This window comes from Sporomusa termitida (assembly GCF_007641255.1).
Taxonomy (GTDB): domain Bacteria; phylum Bacillota; class Negativicutes; order Sporomusales; family Sporomusaceae; genus Sporomusa; species Sporomusa termitida.
The window spans coordinates 632,253-645,185 of sequence record NZ_CP036259.1; the positions used below are offsets into that span (position 1 = coordinate 632,253).

The following is a 12,933-nucleotide window of genomic DNA, read 5'->3' on the forward strand; positions in this document are numbered from 1 at the left end:
TATGAGCTTATTGGAAGATAAAACAGTGCCAGGCCGTGAGAGCAGGCTGGAGGCCTGTATCGCTTACGGCGGTACAGCCTGCAGCCTGAAAGGAGAGAATAAAGGCTGTCTGAAAAACCAGGAACGGGCCTTTTCCCAGTCCGGACTGTGTCAATTGCTGCCAACAATGGGAATGCTGCTGACTTTACCGGATACGGCGGTTGTCGTTCATGGCGCCATCGGCTGTACGGCCAATGGAGTCAGCACCGTCATCGGCATCCGGCTGCGGAATGTGCAGAAAGGCAATCCCCATGCCAAAGACGGCATCTGGGTATCGACCAATCTGACCGAAAGCGATGTTGTCCATGGCGGCGAGGCAAAGCTGGAAAATGCAATTCTGGAGACCTATGAACGGTATTCCCCCAAATCCATTGTGGTATTCCAGACCTGCACGCCTTCCATTATCGGTGATGATGTCGCCAGTGTCATTGACCGGGTCCGGAATAAACTGGCGATACCGGTGCTTGTTGCCTATTGTGAAGGGTTTAAAACCAAGGTCTGGGCAACTGGCTATGATGTGGCTTTTCACGCTATTGTGCACGGTTTCATTGAAAGTGACAAAGAAGGCCGGCCGCCGCGGCGCCCGGCGGACGACAAGCGTCAGCGGCCACTGGTCAATGTGATCAATCTGGCTTCAGTGGGGAAGCCGGATGAGGATGAAATTACCCGGCTGCTGAATGCGATCGGGATTGATGTTACGATTGGCCCCAATTTTGCTACCCGGGAGGTCATCCGTAATATGACGCAGGCCGACCTGACCATTAGTGTCTGTCCCACCCATGATGATTATTTTATTGACTATCTGTACAAAGAATACGGTGTGCCCTATGTCCTGAAAGACATGCCGATCGGGTTGGAAAATACCCGGACCTGGCTGCTTGATATTGCCGGCCATTTTGGCCTGGAACAGCAGGCCGCCGCCGTTATTGCCGCCGAAGAGCAGAAGGTGTGGCAGGCGGTTGCCAAATATCAGCCTGTTTTGAGCGGCAAAACAGTATTTTTAAGTGCCGGTGAGTTCCGGGCGCTGGTAACCGGCGCCCTGTTTCAGGAACTGGGCATGGAGGTTGTCGGGGTACGCTCCTACCATCATGATCATTTTGGCAAAGATTATTATGAGAAACTGGTGCAAAAACAAAATGGAAAAAACTTTGCTGTCGATATTGCTAATTTCCAGCCCTTTGAACTGACCAACCTGCTGCAGAAAACGAAACCGGATTTATTCGTCGGCCATATTACGGATAATATCTGGGCGGCTAAGCAGGGCTTGCCGACAGTAACTATTTTTAGAATTTTTGACAGTTATATTGGCTATCAGGGTTTCTATGCGGTAGCCAAAAAAGCCGCGCGGGTCCTGAAAAACTACTCTTTTAACCGCAATCTGGCTAAAAATACGAAAAATCCCTATAAACCGGTCTGGTATGAACAAAACCCGTTCGCTTTTATTAAGGTGCAGGAAGCTTTTCAGACCTGGGAACAGGAATCGGCGGCAACTCAGACTGCAAAAGAGGTGATAGTACGATGAGCAGCAATTTTATTGAAAAACCGCGTTATCAATGTGCTTTGGGCGGTGCCCTGGTCACGGTAAATGCAATCAATCGGGCGGTGGCCATTGTGCATTCAGCCCCCGGCTGCGCCTCGGCCGCCGACGGCGCGGCCAAATCCGGCAGCGGTTACTGGGGAACCAGCTATTGCAACGGGCGGGCCACACCCAGCACTAATATTCTGGAGAAAGAGGTAATCTTCGGGGGCGAAAGCCGTCTGGCCGAGCAAATTGACAGTACGCTGGCGATTATTGATGCCGATCTGTATGCGGTGATCACCGGCTGCATGACCGATATTATCGGCGATGACGTCCGGGCGGTCGCCGGGCGGTTCCAGGCGGAGGGCAAACCGCTGGTAGTTGCTGAAACCGGCGGTTTTAAAGGCAATTCTGCCAGTGGCTATGACCTGATTTTTACGGCCCTGGTTGAACAGGTAGTGGAAAAGGGGCTTGACAAGGTTGCCAATCAGATTAACCTGTTGGGGGTTATTCCCACGCAGGATGTTTTCTGGCGGGGTAATCTGCTGGAATTGAAACGGCTGCTGGCAACTGTGGGCTTGCAGGTGAATACCTTTTTCAGCCCCTTTGATGAGCTGTCTTCGCTGAAAACCTCGTCCCAGGCGGCCCTGACTGTTGTGTTGTCAGATGTGCACGGTCTGGGGGCCGCCCAGGCCTTTAAAGAAATCCATGGCATACCGTTTGTGAATCTGCCGCTGCCGATTGGGCCTACCGCTACCCAGGCGTTTTTAACCGAGCTGGCCGGTTATATTCCAATCGACCCGGCTGTTCTGGCCGCCGTAGTGCAACAGGAAACTGAGTGGTATTATGCCTATATTGAGCATGTCGCTGAGCTGTATAATGATTTGGATTTGCAGCGTTTTGCCATTGTAGTGGGCGATGCCAATTACAGTTATGCGCTCACCCGCTTTCTGGCCGAGGATTTTGGCTGGATTCCCTACCTGGTGGCTGTGACCGATATCCTGGATGATGCCGGTAAAGCCAGGGTAGCTGAACGGTTTAGTTCCCTGCCGGCCCCCTTGCAGCCTAAGCTGATTTTTGAAACAGATACCAGCCGGATTGAGACCGCCTTACAACAGGAAGTGGCGAGAGAAGCGGATGACTACGGCTCGCCCATCAGCCCCGCTTTTGTGCTGGGCAGTACCTGGGACCGGCCGCTGGCCCAGGAATTTAAAGCCGGTTTTCTCAGTGTTAGCTATCCGGTGAGCAACCGGGTAGTGACTGATCAGGCGTATGCCGGCTACCGGGGCGGCCTGCATTTGGCTACCGATATTCTGAGTACCTTAATTAGCAACAGATAAGTAATAGATACAGGGGTGGTGAGATTGTGCTAAGCGCATATTGGGATACGGGTTGGAAATTGTTAAAAAGAGTTGTTGCTATCGGGGTAGTAATCATGATCTGGGAGATTCTTCCTGCAGCCGGTATGATTGATTCCCGCAGCTTACCCCCTTTTAGTGATGTAATGCAGGGCTTGCTAAGCCTGCTATTGTCCGGTGAATTGGCAAAGCACGCCATGGCCAGCTTTCACCGGACGCTGCTGGGGTTCTTTATTGCTGTGGCGATTGCGATTCCGCTGGGGATTTTTATGGGCTGGTTTAAGCGCCTGGAAAAAATCGTCGACCCGCTGATGCAGATATGCCGGAATACGGCGACACTGGCGCTCTATCCCGTATTTATCCTGGTATTTGGGCTGGGGGAATTGTCTAAAGTCGGCATTATCTTCTGGGGCTCGATCTGGCCGATTTTGATTAACACCATTGAAGGTGTCAAGACGGTTGATCCGTTGCTGATTAAAGCGGCCCGGTCGATGGCGATGTCCAGGTTAGGTTTATTTATGCATGTTATAGTACCGGCTGCCGTGCCCGCCATTATTACGGGGCTCAGGATCAGCGCCACCCGCTCGATTATTATTCTGGTGGCGGCGGAAATGCTGGGCGCCAGCGCCGGGCTGGGTTTCCTGATTTTTGATGCCCAGCATAAATATGAGATTGAAAAAATGTATGCCGGCATTGTAGTGCTGATTATGCTGGGCATGTCGGTCAATTATTTAATTGTCAGGCTCGAACAGCACCTCACCCGCTGGAAAGGAACTACCGGCACCGCCTAAGTCAGCCTGACAAATGCAGGCCTGCTTACGATAAAAATTAGCAAAACGAAGGAGTGACCCAGGAATGAAAAAAATAGTTGATGTCATTGATAAAAAACTGACAGGTACGCTTACGAACGACACTGTGCTTGGTATTGATATCGGTTCCCGGACCGGCAAGGCTGTCCTGTTGACAGAAGGCAAGCTGTATACCGCGATCACGCCAACGGCCGTGTTTACCCAACAGACCGCCGACAAGCTGTTTGACAAACTGCTAAAACAAACCGGTTTACAGCAAGCTGATATTCAATATATTGTTGGTACCGGCTATGGCCGGATATCGCTTAAATTTGGTGATATCCCCAATAAAATTGTTACTGAAATCTCCTGCCATGCCATGGGCGCCCATGTACTTAATGCTAATGTCCGCTCGATTGTCGATATCGGCGGCCAGGACTCAAAAGCAATCCGGGTAGATCCGAAGACCGGCAAAGTGGTGGAATTCATTATGAATGACAAGTGTGCCGCCGGTACGGGCCGGTTTCTGGAAAAAGTGGCGCAGTTGCTGGATCTGACTACCGAAGAACTGGGCCAGGAAGCGCTCAAGGCCACCAAACCCTCAGACATTAGCAGCCAGTGCGTAGTCTTTGCCGAATCGGAGGTTATCTCCCTGAAAGCGAAAGGCGAAAAACGGGCCGATATTGCGGCCGGCATTCATATTGCGACCGCGCGCCGGATTCGCAACCTGTTTAACCGGATTGGCCTGGAACCGGACCTGGTATTCACCGGCGGCGTAGCCAACAATGCCGGTATGAAAAAAGCTGTGGCCGAGGTACTCGGCCATGCAATCAGTGAGGTTAAGCTTGATACCATTTATGCCGGGGCCTTAGGCGGCGCGGTGATTGCGCAAAGGACCCTGGCCGCAATAAATGCTGAGCAAGGAGGCGTATCGGCTTCAGCAAGTTAGCAGCGCCAGGCCGTTTATTGATTGCTGCCACTAGCCGGTCAGTCATCTAACTGAAGGCTGAGGATACCCCTCATAGCCTCGTTTACAACAGACAGTGATCCACTCTTCCTGCTACCAAATATAAATGATACGGAGGCAATGTAATGAAAACTGTACTTAAAAATCGCCGTCAAACAATAATTCTGGGCCTGCTGCTGATTTCGCTTTTATCCCTGTTGCTGTTTGGCTGCGCCAAGAACCAGGAAGCGCAAAAGACTGCCGCTGAGAGTCAGGCCAAACAGCCGGATATCATCAGGATCCCTACTCCCGGTGATGTAACCCGGCCTGATATCTATATGATTGCGGATGAATTAGGCTATTTTGCCGAAGAAGACATCAAACTGGAATATGTGGGCGTTGTACCGTCGCCCCAGCTGGTCGCTTCCGTGGTGGCCGGGAAAATTGATGTTGGTGCCGCTCATATTAACAGAACCATTGCCGGCATTTCGGCCGGCGCCAAGATCAAAGCCGTAGTGGCCGGTACGGAAACAACCAAGGAAATACCCCACATGGTCTATGTGACCTTGGACAACAGTCCGATAAAAAGTGCCGCCGATATGGTCGGTAAGAAGGTGGGCATACCCACCATCGGCGGCTGCAACGAATACACCCCGTATGCTTATCTGAAAAAGAACGGCATTGAGTCGCCCAAAGGCAAGCTTGAGGTGATTGTCATGCCGGAGGCCAACCTGGAGCAGGCCTTGCGGCAAGGGGACATTGATGTAGCCGGCTTTCATAAAAACCCCAACTTCCTGGTGGCCCGGGGCGGCCTTACCGTATTGTTTACCGATTATGATGTTTTCGGGACAGTCGGCGGCGGGACTCCCTTCTATTTTTCGGAAAAATTCATTAAAGAAAAGCCCGATGTGGTTAGACGCTTTGTCAAAGCAGTTGCCAAAGCCAACGACTGGGCTGACGCTAATCAGCAGCAGGCTATCGATATTACCGTTAAGCGGGCGAAGGTTGATCCCAAGCTGCTAAGAACCGGCTATTTTGCTCCGCAGGGAATTATTCAGCCGGAAACGGCAACAGTCTGGATTGATTTACTGAAAGAATTCGGGGAAATAAAAAATGAGGTTAAACCGGAGCAGATATTTACCAATGAATTTAATCCTAACGTTAAGAGTTAGGAAAATAGCGGCATGGTAGAAAGTGAGGCACCAGATGTATGGACATTGAAGATATTCAGAGTCCGCGAGACTATCTGATCTACAGTAAAACTCAGGTTCACCCTTATTCCCCGGCGATCGGCAAGTTATTAGACCTGTCCGCAGCTTATGTGCAGGATGCGGAACAAGCGTATGCCCAGGGACAGATTAATGCTGTCTGGTCGCGGGCCACCGGCTGGGAAATACCGCTGGCTTATGCTTCCGGTATTATTCCGGTGGCTTACAGCGAGATGGGACGCCTGAGTGACATGGAATCGGTTACGATTGCCGAGGATTATTACCAGTTTCCCCAGGAAACCTGCTCGATGGTCAAGTGCACTGTTGGCCAGTGGCATAAGCGCCGCGGGGCCGGCATCAAGCGCATTATCGGCGCCAGCGTGGCCTGCGAGCCTTATAATCTGGCCTGGGAGCTGATGAAAAAAGAAGGCTATGATGTTCATGCCATCGATGTGGTTTACCGGGCTCCCGGCGTAAAAGGCGAGCGGCTGGAACAACTGGTACAGTTTCTTATTGAACAGATTTACGAAACGGCAGAGTGGCTGACCGGCAGCAGGGAGATTAATGAAGAAAAGCTCAGAACCGAGATTCAGCGCAAAAACCGGCTGATCGTCAAGGTCAGGAAAATCCTGGAGCTGCGGATTAAAAACCCTTACTATATGCGCAGCCTGCCTTCTATTTATCTCCTGACAGGGCTGAATACCTATTTTGGCAAGCCGGCCGCATATGAAGCTGTGCTGGATGAGCTGATTGCTGAACTGGAAACAGCGCCTGTCAGCAAAAGCGAGCTGGCAAAAGTCATTCCCCTGGTTTGGGTTGGCAGCGCCGGCCAGGAATTCGGCATCTACGAAGCGATTGATCAGGCCGGCGGCGCCCTGCTCGGGTTCCGCGGCTACCCTTTCAATAATTATGATGAAACCCTGCCGCCGGTGGAGGCCTTAGCCCGCCATGTCCTGGGCAATCAGGAGGCCGGCGCCTCCATTTATGTACAAAAGGTGATTGAACAGGAACTGAAAAAGGTCAAAGCCCGGGGGTTGGTGCTTTATGGTTACCTGGGCTGCTCTTACGGCAGTGTGGCGCGGGAGATGTGGCGGGATTATTTCCATAAGAAGGGGTTTCCCAGTATCAACCTGGAGGGCACCTTCCAGGTCGGACCGCCCACAGGCCAGATCCTGACGCGGATCAGGGCGTTTGTTGAGATGCTGGCCTAGTACACAATACTGCGCACAGCCAGGATTGAATAGATAAAAGGAGCGAAAAATATGAAAATTGCAGACATCATTGACCCCAGCCTTATTGCCGGCATCACCGGCGCAACGGTTGTGGGGATTGATATTGGTTCCAGAACAGGGAAAGCAGTACTCCTAACCGGCGATGAGCTGTATACTGTCCAAACCCCTACCGGGATTGACATGCAGGAAACGTCCGACGAGCTGCTGGCCGAACTGTTGGCCCAATCCGGCTTGAAACGGTCGGATATTGCCTATATTGTCGGCACCGGTTACGGCCGGGTGGCGATGAGCTTTAATGAAATACCCCACCAGATTGTGACCGAGATCTCCTGCCATGCCATGGGAGCCCACTATCTGAATGCTGCTATCCAAACGATCATTGACATTGGCGGCCAGGACTCGAAAGGCATTAAAGTCGATCCCGAGACCGGCCGGGTCGTGGAATTTGTCATGAACGACAAATGTGCGGCCGGCACCGGCCGGTTTTTAGAAAAAGTGGCGCAATTGCTGGATCTGGATTTAAGTGAACTGGGAAAAGTGGCGCTGGCGGCCACTAAACCGTCGGAAATCAGCAGCCAGTGCGTTGTCTTTGCCGAATCGGAGGTGATCTCGCTGCGGGCCAGAGGCGCAACCCAGGAGGATATTGCCGCCGGCATTCATCTGGCTACAGCCCGGCGGGTACGCAACCTGTTAAGCCGGATTGGCCTTGAACCGGGGTTGGCCTTCTCCGGTGGTGTTTCCAACAATATCGGCATGAAAAAAGCCATTGAAGACCTGCTTGAACACCCGATCAGCGAGTTTAAACTGGATGCGATCTACGCCGGCGCCCTGGGCGCAGCCGTACACGCGCTCAACTACCAGGCCGCAGGCGTACGCGGTGAGCAGGCGGCGGAAAACGGCTTCCATCTGGATTTGAGTGAGCTGGAAAGCCGGATTGCCAAACAGCAGGAGGCCATCATCGCTGCTGACGAGGGGAAAAAGAGTGTCGGTTATCTCTGCACCTATACCCCGCTGGAGCTGATTAATGCTGCCGGGGTCAATCAGCTGCGGCTGTTTAAAATGGGTAATACCGAGGTTGTTGCCAGCGGCGAACAGATCACCCAGAGTGTATTTTGCGATTTTACCAAGAGTATCCTGGGCGCCTTCAAGGAAGGGGACCCTTTATATAAGGCCCTGGATAAAGTGTATACCTTCTATACCTGCGACTGCATTAAAAAAGTCGGGGAAGCGATTGGCGACTTTTTCTCCCCTACCGACATTTATACCCTGCCCCGCCTGCGGGAGAAGGCATCCTCACGGAATTACTACCGGACAGAGATCGTAAACTTCAAAGAAGACCTGGAAACATTGTCAGGCAATACGGTTAGCGAAGAAGCCGTGCGGGAGCAAATCAAACTCTATAACCAGGTGCGGGGGGTATTAAAGAAAATCTCCGATCTGCGCAAACGGGAGAATCCGCCGCTCAAAGGCAAGGATTTCCTTGATCTTATTAAAGGCTATTACTATCTGCCACCGGCTGAATTGCTGGTTTTGTACCAGCAAATCTATGATACCCTGGCGGCAGTGCCTGATCAGGGCCGCCAACCGATCCGGCTGATGATGGCCGGCGGCATTGTGGCCGACGGTGACCGGCGGCTGCTGGAGCTTATTGAGGATACCGTGGGCGCGCGGGTAGTTATTGAGGACCACTGCACCGGGTCGCGCAATGTCAGCTTCCAGATCAGCGAGGAAGGGGATCCCTATCAGGCTTTGGCCGAAGGCTATCTGGACCAGTCGCCGTGCACCCGGATGAAGCCCTTGCAGGAGCGGGTTGCCATTTCCGGTGATCTGGCGCAGGAATATAAGGTTGACGGTATTTTGTACGTCTATCTGAAATTCTGCCCTTGCTACGGCCAGATCAAGCATGAGTTTTTCCGGCACTATCAAAAGCTCGGCATACCCGTACTGGAGGTGCCTGTCGATTACTCCGCCAGCGACCAGGGGCAGCTGAAAACCAGGCTGGAAGCCTTCATTGAGGTGCTGGGCGAAAGAGGGGGCATTGTTGATGCAAATCGAGGAAGTTCAAAATCAGCGTGACTACCTGATTTACAGCAAGGAGGTTCATGATTATTCCCCGGCAGTCGGCCGGTTGCTGGATCTTTCGGCGTCATATATTTATGACGCCGAGAAGGCCTACCAAGCGGGAAAAAACGCGATATGGTGCCGGGCCAGCGCCTGGGAGGTTCCCTTATTATATTCCCTTGATACGATCCCTGCTGTTTTTAGCGAAATGGGACGGCTCAGTGACCGGGAAGCCATGCTGCTGGCCGAGGATTATTATCAGTTCCCGGTAGAAACCTGCTCAATGGTAAAATGTACTGTCGGCCAATGGCATAAACGCCGCGGGACCAGCATTAACCGCATTCTCGGCACCAGCTCGGCCTGCGAGCCTTACAATATGGCGTATGAAATTATGAAAACCCAGGGCTATGATGTCTATTGCATTGAGAGTATTTACCGGGCTCCCGGCGTGGACGGCAAAAGATTAGAGCAGCTAAAAGAGTTTTTTGTCGAACAAATCTATGGCGTAACCGAATGGCTGACAGGCAGCCGGCACATTGATGCGGAAAAGCTGAAAACTGAGATACTGCGCAAAAACAGGCTTATTGATAAGATTAAGAAAATCCTGGACCTGCGAATCCGGAACCCTTTTTATATCCGCAGTTTGCCGACAATCCTGCTGCTTAATATCGGCTTGTCCACTTATTTTGGCAAACCGGGAGAATTCGAGGAGACCGTCGACCTATTAATCACTGAGCTGGAAACAGCGCCGGTGAGGCCGGAAGATTTGCAAAGAGTCATCCCTTTAGTCTGGGGCTATGGCACCGGTCAGGAATTCGGCATTTATGATGCGGTAGATCAGGCCGGTGGTGCGCTGCTCGGCCTGCGGGGCGTACCTCTGAAAAAATACCGGGAGGATATTTCGCCGGTAGAGGCCCTTGTTCATTATATTTATGACAACCATGCCGCCGGGGCGGGAACGTACATGAGGGAGCTTATTGAACAGCAGATTGACAAGATCAATGCCCGCGGCTTACTGTTATATGGCTATATCGGCTGCTCGTTTTCCAGTGTCGACAAAGAGTTGTTCCGGGAACATTTTCATAATAAAGGAATCCCCAGCATCAGTCTGGAGGGATCGTATCAGGTTGGACCGCCTACCGGTCAGGTTTTGACCCGGATTAAGGCCTTTATTGAAATGTTGTCTTAGAAATAATGGCAGATCCTAAGCAGATTGAGGAGGATGTTTGTGGAAATAGAGGATATTCAAAGTCAGCGTGATTATGTTGATTATTGCAAAAAAGTTCACAGTTATTCCCCGGCAATCAACAAAATACTGGATCTTTCCGAAGCTTATGTGCCGGATGCCGAGAAAGCGTATCAAGAAGGCCGGAAGAAAGCGGTCTGGAGTAATGCCTATGGCTGGGAAGTGCCGGTTATTTATGCGTGTGACACCATCCCGGTGGCTTTTAGTGAGATGGGGCGTTTAAGCGACCGGGAGGTAATGTTGATTGCCGAAGATTATTATCAGTTTCCGGTAGAGACCTGCTCGATGGTTAAATGTACGGTGGGGCAGTGGCATTTGCGTCGCAACACCAGTACCATCAACCGCATTCTTGGCAACAGCTCGGCCTGCGAGCCCTATAATCTGGCCTGGGAGATTATGAAGCGGGAAGGGTATGATGTGTATAATAATGATGTGGTATACCGCGGCCCTACCGTGGAAGGCAAGCGGCTGGAAGAGCTTATCCGTTTTTTTGTGGAGCAGATTCATGATGTGGCCGAGTGGCTTACCGGCAACCGGCAGATTGATGAAGATAAGCTGCGCGTTGAAATCAGGCGCAAAAACCGGCTGCTGACCAAACTGCGGACTGTGCTGGACTTAAGGCGTAAGCATCCTTTTTATGTACGCAGTTTAGCCACAATCCTGATGCTGAATATTGGTTTGAACAATTATTTCGGCAAACCGGAGGAATATGAGGCCGCTATTGATTTATTGATTGCCGAACTGGAGAATAAGCCGGTTAATGCGGCGGACCTGAAGAAGGTTATTCCCCTGGTCTGGGCCGGCGGCACCGGTCAGGAATTCGGGATCTATGAAGCGATCGACCAGGCCGGCGGGGCCCTGCTGGGCTTGCGCAGCGTGCCGTTCAAGCTGTACCGGGAGGATGTGCCGCCGGTTGAATCCTTAGCCAGGTGGGTATATGACAATGCCGGCGCCGGGGCCGGCGTGTATGCCCGTAATGTGCTGGAGCACGAAGTCGATAAGCTAAAGGCCCGGGGGATTATTCTCTATGGGTACATCGGCTGCTCCTTCGCCAGTGTTGACCGGGAGATGTGGCGCAAGTATTTCCATGAAAAGGGGATACCCAGTATTAATCTGGAAGGGTCATTTCAGACCGGAGCGCCGAGCGGCCAGGTATTGACGCGGGTTAAAGCCTTTGTGGAAATGCTGGCATAACAGCAAGTAAATACGTTAATGCGGACAGCGGGTTGACTGGATAAAAAACTAGAGGCGCGATAAGTGTCTTTAGTTTGTTTTTTTTAGACTAACAGGGAAGCGAGGAATTTACGGATGGATATTGAGGAGGTTTATAGTCAGCGCGATTATATCGAACACTGCAAACAGGTTCACCGTTATTCACCGGCAATCGCAAAGATATTGGATCTGTCGGAAGCCTATATTCCGGATATTGAAAAGGCCTATCAGGAAGGCCGGCAAGATGCGGTCTGGTGCAATGCCGCCGGCTGGCAGGTACCGCTGATTTATTCCTTTGGCATTATTCCTGTCTCCTATAGTGAGATGGGGCGTCTAAGCGATAAGGAGGCCATGCAGATTGCCGAGGATTATTACCAGTTTCCGGTGGAAACCTGCTCAATGGTCAAATGCACGGTCGGGCAGTGGCACCGGCGCCGTCATACCAGCACTATCAAGCGGATTATCGGCAACAGCTCGGCCTGCGAGCCCTACAATCTGGCCTGGGAGATTATGAAGCGGGAGGGCTATGATGTATACAATAATGACGTTGTATACCGGGGGCCGGCCGTGGCTGGCAAAAGGCTGGAAGAGCTGGTGGGATTTTTTATTGAACAAATCTATGACATTGCCGAATGGCTCACCGGCAGCAGACAGATTGATGAAGACAAACTGAGGGTGGAAATTCAGCGCAAAAACCGGCTGCTGCGCAAGCTGAGAACCGTGCTGGAATTACGGCGGCAGCATCCATTCTATGTACGCAGCCTGGCAACGATCCTGATGCTGAACATTGGCTTGAACAATTATTTTGGCAAACCGGCAGAGTATGAAGCGGCAATAGATTTATTGATTGCCGAGCTGGAACAAGCACCGGTCAGCGAAGCAGATGCAAAAAATGTAATTCCCCTGGTCTGGGCCGGCGGCACCGGTCAGGAGTTTGGCATTTATGAAGCCATCGACCAGGCCGGCGGCTCGCTGCTGGGGCTGCGCAGCGTTCCTTTTAAACTGTACCGCGAAGACATTCCCCCGGTAGAAGCACTGGCCCGGTGGGTGTATGACAATGCCGGCGCCGGTGCCGGCGTATATGCCCGCAATGTCCTTGAACACGAGGTAAACAAGCTGCAGGCCCGCGGCATTATCCTTTATGGGTATATCGGCTGCTCTTTCGCCAGCGTTGACCGGGAGATGTGGCGCAAATACTTCCATGAGAAGGGAATCCCCAGCATTAATCTGGAGGGCTCGTTTCAGACCGGGGCTCCCAGCGGCCAGGTGCTTACAAGGGTAAAAGCCTTTGTGGAAATGCTGGCCTGAAGCCGGTTTGGCCTAT

At 52.0% G+C, this 12,933-nt stretch carries 10 protein-coding genes; all 10 read left to right on the forward strand.

The genetic code is table 11. The features are described 5' to 3' along the window. Nucleotide 1: 1 nt before the first annotated feature. On the forward strand, nucleotides 2-1,561 hold the full coding sequence (locus SPTER_RS02780) for a nitrogenase component 1 (protein ID WP_144348954.1): 1,560 nt from the start codon (nucleotides 2-4) through the stop codon (nucleotides 1,559-1,561). Then, nucleotides 1,558-2,898: a nitrogenase component 1 gene (locus SPTER_RS02785; RefSeq protein WP_144348955.1), complete on the forward strand. Its 1,341-nt coding sequence runs from the start codon at nucleotides 1,558-1,560 to the stop codon at nucleotides 2,896-2,898. Before SPTER_RS02780 ends, SPTER_RS02785 begins: the two co-directional genes overlap by 4 nt. Before the next feature lie 26 nt (nucleotides 2,899-2,924). After that, entirely contained in the window at nucleotides 2,925-3,707 is a 783-nt protein-coding gene (locus SPTER_RS02790) for an ABC transporter permease (protein WP_246105452.1), read from the forward strand. Nucleotides 3,708-3,771: 64 nt separating this feature from the next. After that, entirely contained in the window at nucleotides 3,772-4,653 is an 882-nt protein-coding gene (locus SPTER_RS02795; RefSeq protein WP_144348956.1) for an acyl-CoA dehydratase activase, read from the forward strand. A 143-nt stretch (nucleotides 4,654-4,796) separates the two neighbouring features. After that, on the forward strand, nucleotides 4,797-5,822 hold the full coding sequence (locus SPTER_RS02800; RefSeq protein ID WP_144348957.1) for an ABC transporter substrate-binding protein: 1,026 nt from the start codon (nucleotides 4,797-4,799) through the stop codon (nucleotides 5,820-5,822). A gap of 38 nt (nucleotides 5,823-5,860) precedes the next feature. Next, nucleotides 5,861-7,069 carry a 2-hydroxyacyl-CoA dehydratase subunit D gene (locus tag SPTER_RS02805; RefSeq protein ID WP_144348958.1) on the forward strand — a complete coding sequence of 403 codons (1,209 nt, stop codon included), beginning with the start codon at nucleotides 5,861-5,863 and terminating at the stop codon, nucleotides 7,067-7,069. 51 nt (nucleotides 7,070-7,120) lie between these two features. Next, entirely contained in the window at nucleotides 7,121-9,166 is a 2,046-nt protein-coding gene (locus SPTER_RS02810; RefSeq protein WP_144348959.1) for a 2-hydroxyacyl-CoA dehydratase, read from the forward strand. Then, a complete protein-coding gene (locus tag SPTER_RS02815) occupies nucleotides 9,135-10,340 on the forward strand; it encodes a 2-hydroxyacyl-CoA dehydratase family protein (protein WP_144348960.1) in 1,206 nt (401 codons plus the stop codon). The genes SPTER_RS02810 and SPTER_RS02815 overlap by 32 nt, the downstream gene beginning before the upstream one ends. Before the next feature lie 39 nt (nucleotides 10,341-10,379). Continuing rightward, nucleotides 10,380-11,591: a 2-hydroxyacyl-CoA dehydratase subunit D gene (locus SPTER_RS02820; RefSeq protein ID WP_170233122.1), complete on the forward strand. Its 1,212-nt coding sequence runs from the start codon at nucleotides 10,380-10,382 to the stop codon at nucleotides 11,589-11,591. 114 nt (nucleotides 11,592-11,705) lie between these two features. Next, nucleotides 11,706-12,917, forward strand: coding sequence for a 2-hydroxyacyl-CoA dehydratase subunit D (locus tag SPTER_RS02825; RefSeq protein ID WP_144348962.1), 1,212 nt, complete (start codon nucleotides 11,706-11,708; stop codon nucleotides 12,915-12,917). Nucleotides 12,918-12,933: the final 16 nt, after the last annotated feature.